This is a genomic window from Novipirellula caenicola (assembly GCF_039545035.1).
Taxonomy (GTDB): domain Bacteria; phylum Planctomycetota; class Planctomycetia; order Pirellulales; family Pirellulaceae; genus Novipirellula; species Novipirellula caenicola.
Map to the genome: position 1 here is coordinate 546,611 of NZ_BAABRO010000005.1, position 20,377 is coordinate 566,987.

The 20,377-nt window shown below is 56.0% G+C and carries 14 protein-coding genes; 3 read left to right on the plus strand and 11 right to left on the minus strand.

The annotated features are described in order from the left end of the window. Positions 1–7 precede the first annotated feature (7 nt). Positions 8–1,018: a zinc-dependent alcohol dehydrogenase family protein gene (locus tag ABEA92_RS13710; protein ID WP_345684398.1), complete on the plus strand. Its 1,011-nt coding sequence runs from the start codon at positions 8–10 to the stop codon at positions 1,016–1,018. Between the two features lie 71 nt (positions 1,019–1,089). On the opposite strand, the gene ABEA92_RS13715 is transcribed toward ABEA92_RS13710, so the two are convergent. Continuing rightward, positions 1,090–1,641, minus strand: a complete 552-nt coding sequence (locus tag ABEA92_RS13715; RefSeq protein ID WP_345684399.1) for an EF-hand domain-containing protein — start codon at positions 1,639–1,641, stop codon at positions 1,090–1,092. A gap of 305 nt (positions 1,642–1,946) precedes the next feature. On the opposite strand from ABEA92_RS13715, the gene ABEA92_RS13720 reads away from it, so the two are divergent. Both ABEA92_RS13720 and ABEA92_RS13725 read left to right on the plus strand, forming a co-directional pair. Then, the gene (locus tag ABEA92_RS13720) at positions 1,947–2,591 is read left to right on the plus strand and encodes a hypothetical protein (protein ID WP_345684400.1); all 645 of its coding nucleotides are present in this window, start codon (positions 1,947–1,949) and stop codon (positions 2,589–2,591) included. A 113-nt stretch (positions 2,592–2,704) separates the two neighbouring features. Then, positions 2,705–3,310 (plus strand): SOUL family heme-binding protein, encoded by a 606-nt coding sequence (locus tag ABEA92_RS13725; protein WP_345684401.1) that lies wholly within the window; start codon positions 2,705–2,707, stop codon positions 3,308–3,310. 202 nt (positions 3,311–3,512) lie between these two features. On the opposite strand, the gene ABEA92_RS13730 is transcribed toward ABEA92_RS13725, so the two are convergent. The 10 genes from ABEA92_RS13730 to ABEA92_RS13775 form a co-directional block, all read right to left on the minus strand. Continuing rightward, positions 3,513–4,238, minus strand: a complete 726-nt coding sequence (locus ABEA92_RS13730; protein WP_345684402.1) for an NYN domain-containing protein — start codon at positions 4,236–4,238, stop codon at positions 3,513–3,515. Between the two features lie 223 nt (positions 4,239–4,461). Then, entirely contained in the window at positions 4,462–4,866 is a 405-nt protein-coding gene (locus ABEA92_RS13735; protein ID WP_345684403.1) for an ArsR/SmtB family transcription factor, read from the minus strand. Positions 4,867–4,983: 117 nt separating this feature from the next. Next, positions 4,984–5,679 carry an ABC transporter ATP-binding protein gene (locus tag ABEA92_RS13740; RefSeq protein WP_345684404.1) on the minus strand — a complete coding sequence of 232 codons (696 nt, stop codon included), beginning with the start codon at positions 5,677–5,679 and terminating at the stop codon, positions 4,984–4,986. A gap of 3 nt (positions 5,680–5,682) precedes the next feature. Beyond that, complete coding sequence (locus ABEA92_RS13745; RefSeq protein WP_345684405.1) at positions 5,683–6,900, minus strand: ABC transporter permease; 1,218 nt, start codon at positions 6,898–6,900, stop codon at positions 5,683–5,685. Positions 6,901–6,956: 56 nt separating this feature from the next. Next, a complete protein-coding gene (locus ABEA92_RS13750) occupies positions 6,957–7,802 on the minus strand; it encodes a thioredoxin domain-containing protein (RefSeq protein WP_345684406.1) in 846 nt (281 codons plus the stop codon). Positions 7,803–10,332: 2,530 nt separating this feature from the next. Further along, a complete protein-coding gene (locus tag ABEA92_RS13755) occupies positions 10,333–11,829 on the minus strand; it encodes a mannitol dehydrogenase family protein (RefSeq protein ID WP_345684407.1) in 1,497 nt (498 codons plus the stop codon). Positions 11,830–11,997: 168 nt separating this feature from the next. Further along, complete coding sequence (locus ABEA92_RS13760; protein WP_345684408.1) at positions 11,998–13,725, minus strand: purine-cytosine permease family protein; 1,728 nt, start codon at positions 13,723–13,725, stop codon at positions 11,998–12,000. Positions 13,726–14,332: 607 nt separating this feature from the next. Continuing rightward, entirely contained in the window at positions 14,333–15,847 is a 1,515-nt protein-coding gene (locus tag ABEA92_RS13765) for a DUF1501 domain-containing protein (protein ID WP_345684409.1), read from the minus strand. Positions 15,848–15,863: 16 nt separating this feature from the next. Then, a complete protein-coding gene (locus ABEA92_RS13770; protein ID WP_345684410.1) occupies positions 15,864–19,037 on the minus strand; it encodes a DUF1553 domain-containing protein in 3,174 nt (1,057 codons plus the stop codon). Positions 19,038–19,475: 438 nt separating this feature from the next. Then, the gene (locus tag ABEA92_RS13775) at positions 19,476–20,183 is read right to left on the minus strand and encodes a hypothetical protein (RefSeq protein ID WP_345684411.1); all 708 of its coding nucleotides are present in this window, start codon (positions 20,181–20,183) and stop codon (positions 19,476–19,478) included. Between the last annotated feature and the right edge of the window lie 194 nt (positions 20,184–20,377).

Genomic DNA, 20,377 nt, shown 5'->3' on the forward strand with positions numbered 1-20,377 from the left:
AGATTCAATGAAAGCGATGGTGCTGTCGCAGACGGCTCCGCTCAACGAGCGACCAGATCCCTTGCAGTGCGTCGAGATGGCAACGCCCGAACCGGCAGAGAACGAACTGTTGATTCAGGTCGCGGCGTGTGGCGTTTGTCACACCGAGCTCGACGAGATCGAAGGCCGACTGACGCCGCCTCGTTTGCCAGTCGTATTGGGCCACGAAGTCGTGGGCCGCGTGGTTGAGTGCGGTGCGAACGTCACCCGTTTTGCCAGCGGTGACCGCGTCGGTGTCGGCTGGATTCATCACTCCAGCGGCACGGCGGACGAGAATCTATCGCCTCAGTTCGCTGCGACCGGGTGCGACGTCAACGGCGGCTATGCCCAATTCATGACCGTTCCCGAAGATTACGCGGTGGCGATCCCCGACTCACTGAGCGACACGCAAGCGGCACCGCTGATGTGTGCCGGCGCGATCGGCTACCGTGCACTGCGTTTAACAGGGCTTCGCGACGGCGAGCCACTCGGATTGATGGGGTTTGGTGGTTCGGGGCATCTGGTGCTGCCCACCGCAAAACATCTGTACCCAAACTCTCCCGTCTACGTGTTCACTCGCGACGAATCGGTCCAGCAGTTTGCGTGCGAATTGGCCGCCGATTGGGCCGGTGGCGTTGATGCGGTGCCGCCCCAGCCGCTGCAAGCGATCATCGACACCACGCCAGCTTGGAAACCGGTCGTCGAATCGATGAAAAAACTTCGCCCTGGCGGACGGCTGGTGATCAACGCGATCCGTAAAGAGGATGCGGATAAGAGCGAATTGCTAAAGCTTAGCTATCACGAACATCTGTGGATGGAACGTGAAATCAAATCGGTCGCAAATTTGACCCACCGTGATATTGCCGAGTTTCTGCCATTGGCGGCCGAGATCCCACTGCGGCCCGAAGTCACACTGTATCCCCTTGAGCAAGCCAACGAGGCGCTTCGCAACCTTCGCCGTGGGCAAATCAAGGGCGCGAATGTCTTGGCGGTTTCGTAGCCGACCAGACGCGAGCGGTGAATGCTCGCGATGAAACGACTTGTCGCTTTTTGGCCAGGATGTTGCGAGCTTTACTCAGGTCGCTGCGGGCGACCCCGTTCACCATCTTCAGCGTCGGGGCCACCGTGGCGCGGCGGGGGTGGAGTTTGCAGCTGCGCTTCCTGCTCGTCCGTCAAGATACCTGCCAATCGTTTGGTGACATCGGCTTGTAACGCATTCAATTGTCGAGTTTGTCGCTCGGTCAAATTGAGTGATTCGACGATAAAATCAGGAAGCACTTGGCCTGGACTTGGTGGCGGACCGGCATGTTCGCCTGCGGGAGGCTGACGATCCATTTCGCGACCGGCTGGGGCACCATAGGCATCATTTTGTGGCGGTGGTCCACCGCGACCGCGTTGATGGTTCGCCTGCATCGTTTGCATCGCCGCATACAGCTCTTGCTTGCTCAAACAGCCATCACGGTTCGCATCGGCCTGGTCAAAGATTTGACTGATCATCTCGATCGGCGACCCACCGGGACCCCCAAATCCCGGCGGGCCACCACGCCCTGGAGGCTGTGCAGTGGCGATGTTCGAGCAAGCGATCAGCGCAAATATGGCGAGTTGGGGGAGCAGGCGATACATGTTCGTGATTCCGAAAGTAGCGGCGAGGGTAAACGTGGTCTGCAAACCAATGCGTTGGTTTTCGCCAGCAAGGGCCACGGAATTCCAAAAATTACGATGTTACCCCAACACGACTCTTTTTTCCTTCTTAATCTTAATCGTACTCTTGACCTAATTCGGTTGCAGTTAAGGACATCAGAGATCGGTCTTGCACGGGGTCAAATGATGATGACGAGCGAGTTTTTCGGTCGGGTTGATTGGCTGGTACAATCTTTTTTGTCGCCTTTCCCTTTTACTCACTTCCTTTTTCACTGATGGATATTCCCATGATGATTCGAATCTCATTTGCGGCGTGTTGTGTTTGCTTGCTTTCCAGTAGCTTGGCGGTTGCCCAGCAGGCTCCACCGGCCAATAGCGAGCTGGTCGTCGATCAATCGTTTGATTCCGATTCGCTTGATCGTAAGTGGCACATCAATACAGGAAACTGGGCGGTCAAAAATGGCGTGCTGAAAGTAAGCGAAGTCGCGTCGGACAAGCATGCGGCCGCAGCCCGGTTTCCGGTAGAGACCAACAACGCGGTTTATCAATTGCGATTCCGCTTGCTCGGCGATGCCAAGGCGTTTCATTTTGGTTTTGACCCGGCACCCGGCGAACTCGATAAAAAGGGACACCTGTTTTCGGTGATCGTCACCCCGAGTGCGTGGAAAATCATGAAGCACGTCGACAAGAAAAATCCGAAACAGGATCCCAATGAAGTGCTGGCCAGCGAGTCGATGTCGTTTGAGAAAGACCGTTGGTACACGCTGCGATTGACCACATGGGAAACCTACGTGACCGCGACGATCGACGGCGACGCATCGCTCAAAGCCAATCATCCAACCTTCGGTGTGAAAAAGCCGACGCTGGTTTTTCGTTGCCAGGGGGATGGTGTCGAAGTGGATGACATCAAGGTGTGGCGTCAAGTCAAATAGGTGAACCTCGGCTTGGTCGATTCACATCTCTTGCCGTCCATCTACAGTTCTGGTGGTCATCCTTCTCCTCTTGGAACCTTGACAGCGGAATTCGTTCGATGACGAAAAGAAAAATGAGTCACATCACCCTGATCCTATTGGTGGTCGTCGCAGGCATCTTTGCTTGGAATTTGAGGGCGTTCGCCGGGTACGAATCGGCCGAGTACACGGTGGTCGAAACCGACGGCGAGTTTGAGATCCGCGATTATCCCGATCTGAAATTGGCCGCGACCGAAATGAAGCGTGATTCCAAAGGTCGTGACGGCAGCTTCATGCGTCTGTTTGGCTACATCAGCGGCGGAAACGAAGCCAAGCAAAAAATCGAGATGACCACGCCGGTTTTTATGGAAGCGGGCGAGGAGGAAACCAAAGGTCAAATGGGGTTTGTGATTCCCAAGCAGGTCGCTTCCGACGGGCCGCCAGAGCCGGTATCTGAGGCCGTTAAAATCCGCGAACGCAAAGGTGGCCGTTTTGCCGTGATTCGCTTCTCAGGCATCATGAATACCGAAACCGCAAGTGAGGCCGAAGCGAAGCTGCGAGCGTGGATCGAGCAGAAGGGATTGGTCGCCGAGCAAGCGGCTGAAACCGCAGGCTACGATCCGCCCTTCACTCCCGGACCGCTGCGACGAAACGAAGTGCTGATTCGCTTGAAAAGTGAGGCTCCTGCGGACAAGTCGTAGCGAAACTTGATAACGGTTTGTTGATTTAATCCAAATGGAAATCGCAATGGTGAGCCGTTGGCCGTAAGGCACCGGGTACCGCGTGGACCCGGCCGCTGACGCGTCACGGCTCAATCAATCAACATACCGTCAACAATGTTGGCCGCGGCGGCCGCGTCTGTTTTGATCACGCTCGGTCACAGCCTGTTTGCTTTGAGCGCGTTCATTTCCGCAGCCTGACTCGAACGGCCGTCCGACCTGCTTGTTTGGTCTTTTTGATATCGAACAGATCGATCGCTTCGAACATGTCACTGAGTTTGGGAAAACCGTAGGTGCGGTGATTGAAAGGTCCTTGGTTGGAAATATGAGATCCCACGGGGCCGAGTGACGCCCAGCCATCGTCGTCGGCGGCTTCCTTGACCGCGGTTCGAAGCGTGTTCATCAGTTTCGTGTTCTGTTTCAACGACGACACCGAATGCTCTTTTTTCTTTTGCGGCGTATTGTCGTGATCGTCTTCGTCTAAATAGATGAAATGGCTACACGCCAACACAAAGGGCTCCGGTGAGTTTTGTCGACCGAACCCGATCACTTGCTTTCCGTCCTCACGTATTCGCAGCGCCAGCGGGGTGAAGTCACAATCGGATGAAACCAGTCCGAACGTACGGACCTGCTTGGTGTACAGGATGTCCATGGCGTCGATCAGCAGCGCCATATCAGTCGCGTTTTTTCCTTTCACCAAATCGAAACATTGTGTCGGTGCGATCGCGTACTCATGCAGCACTTTCTTCCATCCTTCCAGTGGACGCTTGGTCCAATTTCCATAGGCTTTTCGGATGTTGACAATGCCGTAGGTGGCCAATTCAGAGATGATGAAGTCGATCTTTGCAGCTGGCGCGTTGTCTGCATCAATCAACAACGCAATGCTGTCGTGAAGACTTTTGTCGGGCATGAAGGTGGATCACACAAGAGAAAGATGAGCAATGGAATGAGGCGGAGCAGGAGTCGAACGCCGATTCCGGGAATCAAGCATCGCTGCAGGCGTCGTTGCGATCAGAAGCCTATTTGGCCAATTTCGCCGCTCCCCATCGGTCGATTATAGCGTCGCCAGCGGCCCCAAGGTTTAGTGTGTGATTTGCGCCGTCGATGGCTGGATTGGGTCGCGTTGCGAAGGCCTATTCGCAGCAACCGCCGGATTCCTTCAACTGCTGGGCGCGAAGCGCATCGTCCCGCAATTCGGGGACCTCATTGAAGCAATCGGTAAGGCAGTCGTAGAGCTTCTGCTGAAAACAGGATTGGGCGGGGGCCAGCGAATAGTACGACCAGAGTCCTTCTTTGCGGACGTCGACCAGATGGGCTTTGCGTAAATACGCTAGGTGCCGTGATACCGTGGGCTGCGGCAGTTGCAGGATTTCGACAAGGTCGCCCACGCAGATTTCGTCGTCGACTAGGCGATGCAATATCCGCAACCGCGTGCTGTCGGCGAAGGCCCGAAAGACCGTGTTGATCTGTTCGCCGAGGTCTGCCAAGGCAACGTTCGATATGGTTCCCCGCGAGCGTCGTTTTGTCGTCGAAGTCATGATCGAAGGGCCTTTGCAGATGTGGTTCGGCAGTCGCGTACCCCGCACGCCACCATGCCGATTGGCGTGGCATTGTAGCCGGGGGGACGCGACTGGATCAACCGAAGTATTTGCAGTCTATGCGGCGTCGACGGAAGGCAACGACGCGCGGTCGTCGACGATTTTGCCATTGCGAAGCTTGAGCACGCGTTTGGCTCGTTCGGCCGCTTCCGGGTTGTGAGTGACCATCACGATCGTCCGCCCTTCGCGGTTGAATTCCTCGAAGTAACCGATAACCTGCTCGCTGGTTTCTGGATCCAAATTCCCCGTCGGTTCGTCCGCCAGGATCACGACCGGATCATTGGCTAGCATCCGCGCCAGCGCGACTCGCTGCTGCTGGCCGACACTCAATTCGGTCGGTTTGTGATCCAGGCGATCGCCCAGGCCAACCCGCTCCAGCAGCTCGGCGGCTCGGTCGCGTTGCTCGGCGACGTTCTTACCAGCCAGGTACAGCGGGATCTGCACGTTCTCTTGAGCCGACAGGTAGGGGATCAGATTGAAGGTCTGAAACACAAACCCGATGTCCGTCTTCCGCAACCGAGCACGTTCGTCGGTGTTCAAATCGTACATCGACTGCCCGTTCAACAGCACTCGTCCCGAGCTGGGAGAGAGCATCCCGCCGAGCATCACCAGCAGCGAACTTTTGCCGCTGCCGCTGGGCCCGATCAACGACACAAAGTCGCCTTTGGGAATCTCCAACGTCGCATCGTCTAGCGCCACCACGCTCTGGCGGTGCATTTCATAGGTCTTGGTTACATTTTGCATCGACAACATGGTTTAAACCTCCTTGAAGGATGTGACGGGATCCAGACGTGCCGCGTTGCGGGCGGGGAAGTAGCTGGCCAACAGCGCCGTGCCAACCGAAATCCCGATCGCCCAAAACGCCAGCACCGGCATGGGCAGCACGGGCACGTTGGCCAGACGAGGCCCCAGGGTGACCGCAAGGGTGGTGCCGATCACGTATCCGCCCACGCCCCCGGCAACGCCCAACAGCAAGGCTTTGAGCATGAAGATTCGCAGGATCAATTTGGATTCCGCACCCAACGACATCAGCGTGCCGATTTCGCGGCGGCGTTCGTAAACGTTGGCGAACATAAAATTGGCGATGCCCGCGCCGCCGATCACCACAATGATCGCCACAAACACCATCGACAGTTTTTCCATCATGCCGTTGACCTTGGTCTGTGTGGCCACCACCTGGGCGACCGTCACGACTTTGGCATCGGGCAACAAGTCGTTAACGTTGTCGACAAGCCCCGCCGAAATCTCTTTGCAGCAGCCCACGATTTCGATACAGCTGACCACCGCATCTTGGTTGGACATCTCTTGCACCGTGTGCAAGTGAGCAAAGATCCGTGAGTCGTCGACGGTTCCCGTTTCCGGCAACACCGCGACGACCGAAAACTGTTTACCCATCAACTCCAGCGATTGGCCTTCCTTGATTCCCATCACCGCCGCCGTGTCGGCACCCACCAAAGCTTCGTCAGTCGCCAGGTCGTCGATGACGCGGTTGCGAACGAGCGTCTTGGGGTCTTCGGATTCGCTCGAGCCGCCGACGTCGATCGCTCCACAGCCGATCGGCCGCGAGAAGATCCCGGCACCGCCCCAGGCCGCTTTGGCTTGGAATTCACTCTTGGGCAGGATCCCCGTCAGCGTGAAGGAACGACCGTCGAGTTCCACCGGCACGCACAACTTGGGGGAAAGGTTGTCGACGCCGGCGAGGTTCGACATCGTCAACCGCAGCGCGTATTCCTCGGGAATCGTGTCGTTGTGCATGTCGGCCGAGTAGTAGTCCTGCAGCGTCACGGACTTGGGTAATACCAACACGTTGGCACCCAAACTGTCCATTTCCCGGGCCACGGCCATCTCGGAATAGTAGGTGATGTTCTTGATCGCGATGACGGTGGTGATCCCCAGCAGGATGCCCGTAAAAATCGTGATCATCTGGCTCTTTCGCTCGAACAGCTCGCGCCAGACTAATGTCCTCAAGTTCATTGCGTTGTCTCCTTACTCAGTAGCGAATAGGGTGGTGGGGCGAATCGGACGGTGGGCTATTTTTGTGCGGGAGCACAATTTCCGCCGGGACAGCACTGCTGGCCGGGAGCACATTGGACGCCGGGACCACATTGCCCGTCGGGGCAGCAAGCAGAGCTGAGCGCGGTCAGCTTCTCGACGATCTGCTCTTTACTGGCATGCTTGGCAAAGGTCGCCACCGCCTGACCGGGCGGAGTCAGCACGACCATGGTTCCGTCGCTGGCCGACGGTTCGACGCCCAGTGACTTTAGAAAACTGTGTTCCGATGCTTCGGTGGGGTCGATGTTGACGATCTGTGTCGAAGCAGCAAAACGCTGGTCGCGGGTCAATTCCAGGGCGCCTGGAAACGCCGTGGCATCAGCGGCGGGTTGCACGCACAGCAGCACCAACTTGCGATCCTGCATCGCCTTCAACGTGGCGGCGGTGCCGGGGCTGACGATCGCGTCCCGCAATTGTTGGGCTTCGAAGGATACCGGCAGTCCGCGAGTCACCGCACCGTTGGGGGCGACCGCCAGGGCTAAAGGCATGGGAGCGCGGTCGACGCCGAACTGTTTCACGAGGGCCGCGTTATCGGGGTCGGTAATCTGCACGCGGATCGCGTCGGCGACCTCCGCCATTTCCTTGGTTGTCTGCTGAAAGACCGTCTGCATCGATTCGGTCTGCCGGTCCTCCTGTTTCCAGAAGTAAATGAACAGGTACTTGCCATCTTGGGCAGCCTTTTGCATCGCGGCGACCGCGGGGCTCGCAGCGACCGCTTGTGGCGGAGTGACCTGTTGGGCTTTGAGTGAAGCGATCGGCGCGAGCGAGCATCCAGCGATTGTCAAAGCGGCTAGCATGCGAACATGCAACTTCATGCGTTTCATTGAAAATCCTTTGCACTAAAGAAACGAAATCTCCGTCATCGAAAAACGGAGAAGGACGCGAGGACGGCGGTTCCGTGATCTATATGCGTCCAGGCGAATGTATATGGATATTCGCCTATGCGGATATAGAGCGTCCAGCCCAATTTCGAGAATTCCGCAGCTGGTCAGCAAAAAGCAGTTGTTGCAGCGGCGGCAGCGGCTCGGAAATCAAGGATTTTCCGGAGTCAAATGAAACGCAGTGGGATGCAGCGGAGTCGGAAATTTTTTTCGCAAACTCGCGTTGACGAATGAGTCAGCACGACGACAGCAAAGCGACTTGACTTGCGTCCGATGGTGGGTTGATTGTCATTGGACGGGGGGAGGATGTCACGCGTCCAGTTGCAAACGGACCGCGGTCGCTGCGCTGCAGTTACGTCGTAGGGGTGAGGATCCGGTAATCAAAGCGAGGGATCGACGGAGCGTTCCCTGAAAGGCTGCGGCCGTCCTAAACGATTTGGATTGCCACTGGGTCACCGTTAGAGTCCATGTCTGCGCGCAGCGATAGCAATGTTCAGCGTCAATCGCAACACGACAGAAAACAACCGCTCTGTCCGCGAGTCCCCCGCCAGCGCCGATAGCTTTCCCTTCTTAAATTTTCTAACCCCTCATTTTTTAACCTCGTCTCCATCTCGTCCATGCAAATCGAAAACCTAGCTGGACACTGACGAAGCCGTTCCCCCTCTCAACCCGCGCGACAGAGTCCCAAGAGAATGCGAAGATAGTTGGCCCGCGAATGGCGCGAATGAACGCGAATCCAAATCGGATGATAAAAACATTTGCGTCAATTCGCGGGCAATCATTTCCGGCCCATCACCCAAAGCAACCATTAGATCGGTCAGTCCCGACAGGGACGGCAGCACATAGCCCACGGCGTGAGCCGTGGGAACGCAGTCCACCAAACAACCGTTAGCCCCGGTAGGGGCGACAGCAAGGTACGTGCAGAAGGCTCACAGAAAATCAGCTGTTGAAGTTACGCAGAATACAATCGCGAAACGCAAACAAGTCTTATCAATGCAGAGAGTTTACTCAGTTGAACAGAACAAAGAGGTTTGACCCCTTTGATTTGTTCACAAAGAGGTTTGACCCCTTTGATTTGTTCAGTTGAACAGAACAAAGAGGTTTGACGCCTTTGATTTGTTTGACCCCTTTGATTTGTTCGACGATGAACAACCGCTCTGTCCGCGAGTCCCCCGCCAGCGCAGCGATAGCTTTCCCTTCTTAAATTTTCTAACCCCTCATCTTTTAACCTCTTCTCCATCCTGGTTAGCCGGTGTCGAACGACGCATGATCTACACGAGACTGACTGTGTCAGCGGCAGAGTTGCGGTGCATCGGACGAGAAGGTTAGAAAATAAAAGGGTTAAAAAATGGGAGGAGGAAAATATCGGAAATGGGTGTGTCCCACCAAAAGACAGCGATCTCTCAAAATATCAAATGACAGATTGACGCAATGGCAGCCACGTTCAAATTACCTCGCGTCCCTTTTCTTCTCGCTTCCACGCAGATCGAAAACCTAGCTGGACGCTGACGAAGCCGTTCCTCCCTCAACCTGCGCGACAAAGTCCCAAGAGAATGCGAAGATAGTTGGCCCGCGAATGACGCGAATGAACGCGAATCCAAATCGGATGATAAAAACATTCGCGTCAATTCGCGTTATTCGCGGGCAATCATTTCCGGGTCAGCACCCGAAGCGACTCATTCGTACTCGATCCATTCCAGCAATATCATCGAGCGTCGGTATGGCAACGATGCGTTCGCAGACAACAAGGAAACACCGGAATGCATATCACGCAGCTGTCGCGGAGCGACTCTTTTCGATAGCCTCGGACTTTAGTCCGAGGAATGTTCGTCAACGTCGACCCGCGTCCCAACGGGACGATTTGTGTTTCGATCGTTCGTCACAAAACGTCGCTCCGCGACTGGCGGCCCACCGAGGCTCCGAAACCTTGGACTAAAGTCCAAGGCTATCGCTGAAGGTGCCTCCGGCACCAAAATAGCAACGTCCCGCCGCGTCATCGTGCAAAGCCGAGATCACTCAGTCCCGGTAGGGACGGCAGCACATAGCCCACGGCGTGAGCCGTGGGAAGGCATTCCACCGAAATATCCATCAGCCCCGGTAGAGGCGACAGCAGGGTGTGTGGGGGATACGTGCCAGGGCACCTCGTTCCCCCACGCCGACTTTTAAATCGTTGTCAGCAGCGAGAACGCAGCGTACGGCATGGCGTACCGCATCTTCACCTGTTCTCCACATACGAAGGCTGATCCCAAACATCGGGCAGCTTGGACCACGTTGATGCCCGTCGAAAGTCTTGACGACTTCCGCTACGGATTTCGGATCGATTTTTGATCGTGATCTTACTCTGGTCGTTTCCTCTCCAGCGAGACGCGTGGAAACGGGATTGAGCGTCGGTAGTGACGCCAGCTAATCACGCTCACTGCTGTCGTCGCTATCGCGACTGAGATTTCGGGTAATGACAATGTGGGAACCGGCCTTACTGGTTGGCTTTTACAATCTTTCGCATCTGAAGTGAGACGTCGGGGTCCTCGTAGATCTTGTTGATCATCTCGGTGTACACCTTGGCGAACCGCTCGTTCTTTGCCAGTTCTCCAAACACCGACGTCAGCCTTAGAAACGACAAGGGGTCGTCGCGTGTGGCGGCGGCCGCTTGATGCAGCTCCGCTCGCTTGCCGTCGATGATCTCGAGTTCCTTGTTGTATTGATTCACCTCTTGGTCGCTGTACCAACACCATGTCGCAATCACTAACGCTGCATACTGGATGCTGCCGCCTCGCTCGAGATTCTCGGTGATCGTGGGAATCAGAAAGACGGGCAATTTGCTGGAGCTTTCCAAACAAATTCGCGACAGTTTGTCTTTGATGTTCGGGTTTCCAAATCGCTCGATCAGCGTGTCTTTGTAGGCGTCCAAGTCGATGCCTTCGACGGCGTCCAGAACCGGTGTGGCCTCGATGTCCATGAATTGACGCAGGTACGTCGCAAACAGTTCGTCCGAAACACATTCATCAATCGTTTGATGACCATAGATCGAACCCAGGATTCCCAGGACCGAATGGCCGGCGTTGAGCAGCCGGATCTTCATCTTTTCGTACGGCGTGACATCGGGAACGAACTGGGCTCCGACGTTTTCCCAGGCGGGACGGCCGTCGCAGAAATCGTCTTCGATCACCCATTGGCAAAACGGTTCACAGGTCACCGGCCACTGGTCCTGCAGTCCCATTTCCTGTTCGAGATAGCTGATATCCGCCGCCGTTGTGACTGGCGTGATGCGGTCGACCATCGCGTTGGGGAAGCAGACTTCACGCTCGATCCACTGTGCCAATTCCGGATCCTGCTGACGGGCAAAACCCAGCACCATTTTGCGAGTCAGGTTGCCATTGTGCTGGATGTTGTCACACGACTGGACGGTGAAGGCCGGGATGCCCTTGTCGCGTCGCTGTCGTAGCGCCGCGGTCAAATAGCCAAACGCCAGTTTGGGCTGTTGCGGATTCTGCAAGTCGTGCTGTGCTTCGGGGTTAGCCATGTCAAATTCACCACTGTCGGCATCGACGTTATAGCCCCCTTCGGTGATCGTCAGCGAGACGATCTTCGTGTCGGGGTTGGCCATCCGGTCGATCACCGCCTGTGGATCGTCGATTCCCATCATGAAATCGACGAGCGAACCAATCACCCGGTTTTCGATCTTGCCGCCAGGATGCCGGACGATCAACGTGTACAGATAATCTTGCTGTTCTAAGATGGTCGCAATCTTGCGATCGGGCTCGCGCAATCCGACACCACAGATGCCCCACTGCGAAAAATCACCCGAGTTCATCAGAGCATCGGTATAGTAGGCCTCGTGCGATCGATGAAACCCGCCGACGCCGATATGCACGATGCCGGTCTTGAGTTTGCTGCGGTCATACGTGGGGCGTGCGATTGCGGTGGAGAGCTGTGGCAGGTTTTCCTGGCTTAGCGGAATGGGGGTGCTCATGAAATTCTCTCGCAAATCTTCAGTGGGTTGTTTTGAATGTTTCGTTGGTTAGTAGCGTTTGGATCAATCGCTGTGTAGCGGAACTCGTCAAGAGTTTCGGGGACACTCGCCGTGAATCGAAAGTCTTGACGACTTCCGCTACGAGTCATCTTTAGCCCGACGGTTTCATCAATCATTGTGTTGCGGGTTCAGTGCCTTTCGCCGATGCAGTACCCAGTAGGCAAAGACAAAGTAGGTGATCGTGAACACAAAGGCCCAGGTGTAAAAAATGTCGCGGTTCTGCTCGTAGGTCTCTAGATCGGGACTCCAGAACATCACCATCAGTGCTAGCACGACGGTCAATCCCAGACTGCTTCGCGAGAAGACGTGCAACACCTTAGAGAACATCGAATGATCCTTCACCGGTTCGCCCTCCTCGATCGCCTGCTGGATTTGAAACTCCTTGATCGCTTCGTTCTTCTTACGTTCGGCCTCTTGTTCGGCCGGATACTCTTCGGCGGCGCCATACAATTTGGCCAGGAACGTGTAGAGGATGATGGTGAATAGCCATGTCGGCAGGAACAGATAATAAAACGACATCACCTGCATCGCGTTCAGCCCGAAACCGAACACCAATCCAGCCGCCCATGATGCGACTGCCGGCGTGCTGTGATTTAGTTTGCGGTAGGTGACCCAGTAGCGGGTGAAACCGATACGAGGAAAAACGACATGTTCGGCAAACACGATTCCGCCTACCGGAACGACCAGTAGACCGGCGTAGGTCAGCAGCGGAAGCATTTGGCCGAACACGAACGGGAAACATGCAACCACGACCGTCACACAGCCGACCGTAAACGTGACTCCCTTGCGGGAGTGGTTGTAAAAGATGGCCTGGGCCGCCAACCCGGCTCGGTACAGATTCGCGTTCGCGGTCGTCCAGCCCGCAATGATCACAATCACGTAACCAGAAAGCCCCAACGCGCGATAGGCGACATCGCCAGGGTCAAGTTCGATGATCGTGGATTTGAGCAGCACCGCGGTTCCGGCGCCCATGATGCCTGCGCAAATCCAGGCGACATAGTGCCCGAATAACATCCCCGCACTGGTACACAGTCCGTAGATCGATCGCTTGGCGTATCGCAGTAGCGCCATGTCGATCAAACCAAAGTGGGTGATCGTGTTGGCTGCCCAGGCAAAACCGATCACCTCTAATAGCCCGATGCCGGGTTCTCCTGCGCTGTTCTTTCCGGTCCAGATCGAATGGTCACCGATCGTGATGAAATCTCCGAACCCATTTAGCGTCGTGCGGCCAAGCACCGATTCCGCCAGAGCGGGGAACAAGACAAGGGCACCGCTGACGAACATCACCACCAACCAGGGCCCACACAGTCCTGAAAATTCGGCCACGGCGCTAAATCCATACATCGCGACGAAGACGACGATCATGCCGACCGAAAGCACCACCATCACGAACAATGCACTGGTGGGATACCATTGCAGCTGAGCTGGAATGTTGAACAACAATCGCACGGCGGTACACGAAACCGTGATCATCGCCGCCGAGATGACCGTAAAGATCAAGACGTTGGCCCAGTTGTAAAGGTCGGTCATCGAGTCGCCAGCGATCTTGTGCAGATACGTATACAGGCTGAGCCGAGTCTGGACCGCGATCGGCGCCGTGATCAGCGTCCAACTGAGGATCGCCAGGATATTGCCGACCAGCAGCCCGATCAGGATGTCCATCGTCGTCGCGCCAAGGGCAACAAAAGTCGCCCCGATCACAAACTCGGTCGCCGCCACATGCTCACCCGCGTACAAACCGACGAAGTGCGTCCAGCCATGAAGCTTGTGCTGCGGAACCGGCAGCTGCTCTTGCTTCATGTCCGCAATCGCTTGCGGGGTGGTGTCGGCACTCATGGTGACTTCTCGTGTTTCGTTCGGGGGGATTAGATTTCAGCAGCAGGCGAAATTCAATGTGACAAGAAGTCCGATTATAAACCGATGTGCAGTCACGTTGGGCGGCCAGAAGCAATGATTTGTTGCATCTTGTACGATTAAAGTTCGAAAGAGAAAGGTAACCGTTCACGGTGAAGGGTTGGGTTTAATTGCGACGAATTAGATCGTCACCTCTCCACCGACGAAGTCGGGGGAGAGGTCGAGCACGCCCTCAAGGCGTTGCTCGGGTGAGGGGGCGACCGCGCTATCGTCCGAGCAAGTCCGGTGCAAACGGCGTTATCGTCGGCGAGCAACTTGCTCGGTCGCCCCCTCACCCGAACGTCGCTGAAGGCTCCGTACGACCTCTCCCCCAACGAAGTTGGTGGAGAGGTGGCGGAACCCTGGTCGAACTCGGGAACCGTGACTAACGCCAAAACGCAACGCGATGAAGAGTTTTTACTCTAGGGTTTGTCTATTTTTTTGCGTAGCGGAAGTCGTCAAGACTTTCGATCCACGGAGAGGGGAGCCAGGAACGTCTGCGAATGCCGATTCCAAGTGTGCGAATGACGTTCGGCTACGATATGCCTGGCTAACGAAGCAGCGGTTTGACGACTTCACCGTGCACGTCGGTCAATCGATAATGCCGGCCTTGGAATTTGAACGTCAACTTTTCGTGATCGACGCCCAATTGATGCAGAATCGTGGCGTGCAAATCGTGAACGCTGAGCGGATTTTCGACGATGTTGTAACCGTACTCATCCGTCGCTCCATATGTGATGCCAGGCTTGATTCCGCCGCCGGCCATCCACATCGTGAAGCAGCGGGGGTGATGATCGCGGCCGTAGTTGGCTGGTTGTAAATCGCCTTGGCAATAGACCGTCCGACCAAATTCGCCACCCCATACCACCAAGGTCTCGTCCAGCATCCCGCGATTCTTCAGATCGGTGATCAAGGCGGCCGTCGCTTGGTCAGTCTCTCGGCAGCGAGCCTTCAATTGTTTCGGCAACCCGCCGTGCGTGTCCCAGCCGCGATGGAACAGCTGCACAAATCGCACTCCACGCTCACTAAGCCGTCTGGCGATCAACGCGTTGTGCGCATAGGTGCCCGGTTTCCGCGCGTCTTCGCCGTACAGTTCAAAGGTGCTGTTGGGTTCATCCGAGACGTCGGTCAACTCCGGCACCGAGGTTTGCATGCGATACGCCATCTCGTACTGAGCAATCCGCGAGACGATCTCGGGGTCGCCCACCTCGTCCGCACGAAATTGGTTCAGCTGGGACAGTCGATCCAAGGTGTCCCGTCGCAGCTTTGGACTGAATCCAGGCGGGTTGTTCAAATACAACACGGGCGACTTGCCGCTGCGGAATCGCACGCCTTGGTGTACCGACGGCAGAAAACCGCTGCCCCACAACCGATCGTACAGCGGTTGTCCACCGCTGCCGGAAAGCATCGCGACGAAGGCAGGCAAGTTCGCGTTTTCGTTGCCCAGACCGTAGCTCATCCACGACCCAATACTGGGGCGTCCCGCGATTTGAAAACCGGTTTGCAGGAACGTGATCGCGGGGTCATGGTTGATCGCATCGGTATGCATCGATTTGATGATGCACAGATCGTCGACGATCCTTGCGGTGTGCGGTAACACGTCGCTGACCCAGGCACCGCTGTCGCCATGTTGTTTGAAATTGAAAGTGGATCGGGCCACCGGAAACGAGGATTGACCTGCGGTCATGCCGGTCAACCGTTGCCCTCCGAACACCGACGCGGGCGTTTCTTCGCCATGCACCTTGTTCAAATACGGCTTGTAGTCCCACATGTCGTGCTGAGGCGGGCCACCGGATTGAAACAAATAGATCACGCGTTTGGCGCGGGGCGTGAAATGCAGCCCTCGTGGTCCCACCGCGGCGGCGAACGTCGATGACGGGTCCAATAGCGATGCGGCTGCCGCACCACCGAGCGTTGCCGAGGCGGACGCCAACAGGTCGCGGCGGTTAAGGACCTTTGGAAAAATTGCTGGCGTCGCGGAATTTGTCAATCGTTTCGAACGGTTCGTTGAATCACGAAAGTCTTGACGACTTCCGCTACAGGGGTCGGCGGTTTTCGGATGCATGGGGTTCGTCGATTCTCTAGTCACGAGTGGTCGCCTCTTCTAAGTTCAATAGGACGTTGGCCAGCACCGTCATCGCCGCCCGATCGACAGCCGAATATTTTTCAAGCGACTCGGACTGTCCGATCGACAAAACTGCCTTGGTTTGTTCAGCCGACTGCGAAAATTCGCCACGATACGTGTCCAGCGCATCCTTTAGCACCTTCGTCTCGGCCGCCGACGGGTCGCGGCATAACAGACGACGAAACGCGTACGTGATCCGCTCGTCATCGCTGCTTCCGTTTTGCAGCATCTGCTCACCAAATTTGCGCGCCGCTTCGGCAAAGGTCACGTCATTCAGCAGGGTCAACGATTGCAGCGGCGTGTTTGTCTGACGCGGTTTGACCGAACACCACTCGCGGTCTGCGGTGTCCAACAGTGCCATCGTGGGCGGCGACAGCGTCCGCTTCCAATACGTGTACAGACTGCGGCGATAAAGGTCATCGCCTTTACCAACTTTGTACGTAAAGTTGCTCGCCTCTTTCCACAGCCCAGCGGGCTGGTAGGGGTACACGCTCGGGCCGCCGATTGTTTCCACCAACAATCCGGAGACTTGTAACGCTTGGTCACGCAGCACGTTGCCTGGCAATCGCTTTCGCGGAGCTCGCGCGTAAAGACGGTTGTCGGGATCCTGACTTCGATGCTCTTGGGTGACTTGGGAACTGCGACGGTAGGTGTCACTGGTGACGATGGTTTTCAAAATGGCTTTGATGTCCCAGCCGCCATCCATGAACTCCGACGCCAACCAATCCAGCAATTCAGGGTGCGTCGGCAAATCTCCCTGCGACCCAAAATCCTCGGGTGTATTGACCAGACCATGGCCAAACAGCAACTGCCAATAACGATTCACGGTCACCCGCGCGGTCAGCGGATGTTTTCCATCGACCAACCATCGAGCAAAGGCGAGCCGATCGGTGGGCTGGTTCGCGGACGTCAAAACAGCGGGTACGCCCGCGGTAACCGCTTCGCCCAATTGGTCGTACACCCCGCGTGATCGCACGAACGACGGACGGCCGTTGGGTAGATCTTGCATGATCATCGTCGTGGGCACCGAGTCAAAAAACTTGGTTTCCGCCGCGATGGCATCGCTTAGTTCGGAAAACCATTGACGGTGTGCGGTGTTGTCGGTGTTCTCGAGATAAACGGTGCGGAGGACACGCGATTGACGCTCGGTCCGTCGATCCTCGGGAATCGCGGCGATCGTTTTTGGTGAATTCGCAACCGCCAGCAGTTCCGCTTCGTCGGCCGCCAGCGTGCGAGTCGTATAGAAACGAAGCTGGTCGACTTGGCCTTTCCAGCGACCGGCATGCGGGCTGTAGCCGATCCTCATCGTACCGCCGTGGTTTCGATTGGCGGTGTTGCTGTTGGTGTTTCGAATGACCTCGACCGGTTGCAGTACACCGTCGACATAAATCTTCATGCCTTGTGCTCGCTGTGTCCCGTCGTTGGTCAAGACGATGTGTTTCCATTGGCGCGGTGCAAAGGTTCGCTGCGTTTGGATCGTTGATACCCCCGAGATCCAGCGGCTGTTGATGTTCCACCGCAAATGTCCATTGACGAACTCGACGAAAATGCCTTCGCGTTTCGTGCTGGCTTGTTCGTTTGACAACACGACCCCCGCATCGGTTTGTTCCGGCGACATCCAAAACGCGATCGAAAACCGTGCGTTGCCGACCAGTCCCGGGATCTTTCCGAGTTCATAGTGATCGCGGCCTGAGACCGTGGCGGTGTTGCCAAAGTGACCGGTTGGCGAAGTGGATTGTTTCTGCGACGCCAGCGTGTCGCCTTTAAAAACGACACGTTTATTGGGCGAGTCGAAGTCAAAGAAATGGTCCAGCCCGTGATGGACGACGGGCGGCAGCGAAGCAAAGTCGGCCGTCGATTCCCATGCTCTCTGGGCCTCGCTCAGTTCGTCGTTGGCTGCATCAAGTCTTGCTCGACACGTTGCGACGCGTTGCCGGTGTTTTTCGAGTTGCGTTCGTTGGACGTCATTTGGTGTTTTGATCCAGGGTTCAGAATTGCCGAACTTGATCGCGCGTCCGCTTTCGGCGACGTCGTTGAAATAGTCGATCAATTGGTAGTACTCGCGTTGGCTGAACGGATCGTACTTGTGATCGTGACATCGAGCGCAAGCCACGGTAATGCCCATCCAAACGGTTGCCGTGGTATCGACACGATCGACGGCGTTTTCGAGCAGAAACTCGTCGATCGGAATGCCTTCTTCCGAGTTATAGCGGTGGTTGCGATTGAACGCGGTCGCGATCAAATCGGATTCACTTGGATTAGGCAACAGATCGCCCGCAAGTTGGATAATCGTGAATTGATCAAACGGCAGATTTTGGTTGTAGGCGTCGATCACCCAATCTCGCCAACGCCACATTTCTCGCGGTCCGTCATTTTGGTAACCATCGGTGTCGGCATAGCGAGCCGCTTCCAACCACTGCCACGCCATCCGTTCGCCGAAGCGTGGTGAATGCAGCAGTCGGTCGACGGCGTTTTCGTAAGCCACGTCGATTCCCACGGAATGAACATCGGCCAAGAACCGCTGTGTCTGCTCGATCGTTGGCGGCAATCCTGTTAGATCGAGCGTGACGCGGCGGAGCTGGGTGGTCGGTGACGCTGGCCCGAGCGGTTCCAAACTCGCTTGTTTCAATCGCTTCGATACGAAGGCATCGATTGGCTGGTGTAAATCAAATTCGGCCGGTACCGTTGGCCGGGTGATCGGTTCGAATGCCCAGTGCCGCTGGTACTTTGCACCTTGGTCAATCCATTGTCGCACACGCAACCGTTGGTCCGCGGTCAGAACCAAACCTGAATCGGGTGGCGGCATCCGCAGTTCGGGATCCTCGCTTTCGATACGTGCTACCGCTTCGCTTTCGTCCGCGTTTCCAGGCACAATCGCTGCGTACCCGCCCAAGTCTTCGACCGCCGCCTCACGCTGGTCCAATCGTAAACCGGCCTCGCGAGTATTTGCATCGGGCCCATGACATTTGAAGCAGGTATCGGAAAAGATCGGGCGAATGTCGCGATTGAATTCCACCTCGTCGGCCTTCACCGGCAAGGCAAATCCAGCGATAGCAAAACTACAAGCGGTCGCAAGGCGAACGAGACGCCGGCGAGCGGAGCGGGTGGCGGATTCTGTGGTAGGTAGCATTGGGAGGCGTTGTGATCGATGTTGGGGATAATCGAATACAGCCATCTTATCCTAAATGGATGACCGAGATCACAAATCGACCTGTGCAGTGGGGTCATGAACGTAGTGGATCTTGCTAAAGATCCCCACGCCGCTGGATCTACCCCCGAATGAGACGCGGCGCGACCAGGGTCGGTTTCGCGAATCGAAGCAGGTAGGCAGGAATCATTGTGTGAAAATCTCGTTAGCCGTTTGGGGCAACGCTGTGAAGCATCTTTCTTTATAGGGTTTGTGCTAATTTAGCGTAGCGGAAGTCGTCAAGACTTTCGTTCCATGATGAATGCCCCCGAAACTCTTGACGAGTTCCGCTACGAAAGGCTTCACAGCGCCAAAACGGCCGATATTCTGAAAGACTCTTACCTCACTGCTTGCTGCGAAGTTAGTCCGCGGATGATCGGGTCACGCGTGATCGGTGGTCGATGACGCGTCATCCTCGTCCGTTTGGCAGGCAGCGTAGCGATGATCGGTTTGTCCCAGTGCTACGATCTGGACGACGTCTTTCACCGCCAAGTACAGCAGGCTGACGATCGCGACCGCCCCGCCGGCCAGTAACGAGGATGCAATCAGCACGCCGTAATAGATCGTCGGATACCACCATCCCGGCAACGAATCGGATTCATAAACGGGGACACAATGCAATACGAACATGATCGCCGCGGCACAGAATAAGATCGCATCATACAAGGCGATCTTGATGATTCGGTGGTAATGCGCATCGGCAAGGTTGCGATCGGCGTTGTTTCCCAGTCCGATCATCGTCAACATCAACGCCAAAATGGTGGCAGACACCGTTAAGAGAGACGAACAGAACAGGCGACTTGTGGGAATGATTGCCTCCAGCAGTCGTCGAGCCTCGGTGTCCCCGACATGTCCCAGGACGATCGCTGCGCTGGCGATCGAAACGGCGATCACGGTTCCAATCACGCAGGCCGTAATCAGGTCGTGTTTCAACCGTTTCAGCATCCCTGGATCGTTCGCCATTTGTTTTCTTTGCACTCGAAGTCCAATATCGATAGCGGTGTTTCCACCGGTCACCAGGGCATCATGTGCATTCCCCGTTCCATTGAGGGCCAAATCCGTGCCACCCACAAAAATGGTTGCCCGCATGCGGTTAGCCGTATGGATTAACGCTGTGAAGTATTTTTCCTTACAGGGATTGTGCTAATTTAGCGTAGCGGAAGTCGTCAAGACTTTCGTTCCAAGGTGTATGTCCCCGAAACTCTTGACGAGTTCCGCTACGAAATGCTTCACAGCGCTGCGTATGAACGCTAGTCATGGGGCCAACATAGATCGACAAAGGG

Bases quoted from the DNA above. Each gene is read 5' to 3' on its own strand.
- ABEA92_RS13745 (WP_345684405.1), bottom strand. From the start codon at position 6,900: ATGAACTTGAGGACATTAGTCTGGCGCGAGCTGTTCGAGCGAAAGAGC.
- ABEA92_RS13710 (WP_345684398.1), top strand. From the start codon at position 8: ATGAAAGCGATGGTGCTGTCGCAGACGGCTCCGCTCAACGAGCGACCA.
- ABEA92_RS13765 (WP_345684409.1), bottom strand. From the start codon at position 15,847: ATGCATCCGAAAACCGCCGACCCCTGTAGCGGAAGTCGTCAAGACTTT.
- ABEA92_RS13760 (WP_345684408.1), bottom strand. From the start codon at position 13,725: ATGAGTGCCGACACCACCCCGCAAGCGATTGCGGACATGAAGCAAGAG.
- ABEA92_RS13740 (WP_345684404.1), bottom strand. From the start codon at position 5,679: ATGTTGTCGATGCAAAATGTAACCAAGACCTATGAAATGCACCGCCAG.
- ABEA92_RS13725 (WP_345684401.1), top strand. From the start codon at position 2,705: ATGAGTCACATCACCCTGATCCTATTGGTGGTCGTCGCAGGCATCTTT.
- ABEA92_RS13770 (WP_345684410.1), bottom strand. From the start codon at position 19,037: ATGCTACCTACCACAGAATCCGCCACCCGCTCCGCTCGCCGGCGTCTC.
- ABEA92_RS13750 (WP_345684406.1), bottom strand. From the start codon at position 7,802: ATGAAACGCATGAAGTTGCATGTTCGCATGCTAGCCGCTTTGACAATC.
- ABEA92_RS13755 (WP_345684407.1), bottom strand. From the start codon at position 11,829: ATGAGCACCCCCATTCCGCTAAGCCAGGAAAACCTGCCACAGCTCTCC.
- ABEA92_RS13735 (WP_345684403.1), bottom strand. From the start codon at position 4,866: ATGACTTCGACGACAAAACGACGCTCGCGGGGAACCATATCGAACGTT.
- ABEA92_RS13720 (WP_345684400.1), top strand. From the start codon at position 1,947: ATGATGATTCGAATCTCATTTGCGGCGTGTTGTGTTTGCTTGCTTTCC.
- ABEA92_RS13730 (WP_345684402.1), bottom strand. From the start codon at position 4,238: ATGCCCGACAAAAGTCTTCACGACAGCATTGCGTTGTTGATTGATGCA.
- ABEA92_RS13715 (WP_345684399.1), bottom strand. From the start codon at position 1,641: ATGTATCGCCTGCTCCCCCAACTCGCCATATTTGCGCTGATCGCTTGC.
- ABEA92_RS13775 (WP_345684411.1), bottom strand. From the start codon at position 20,183: ATGCGGGCAACCATTTTTGTGGGTGGCACGGATTTGGCCCTCAATGGA.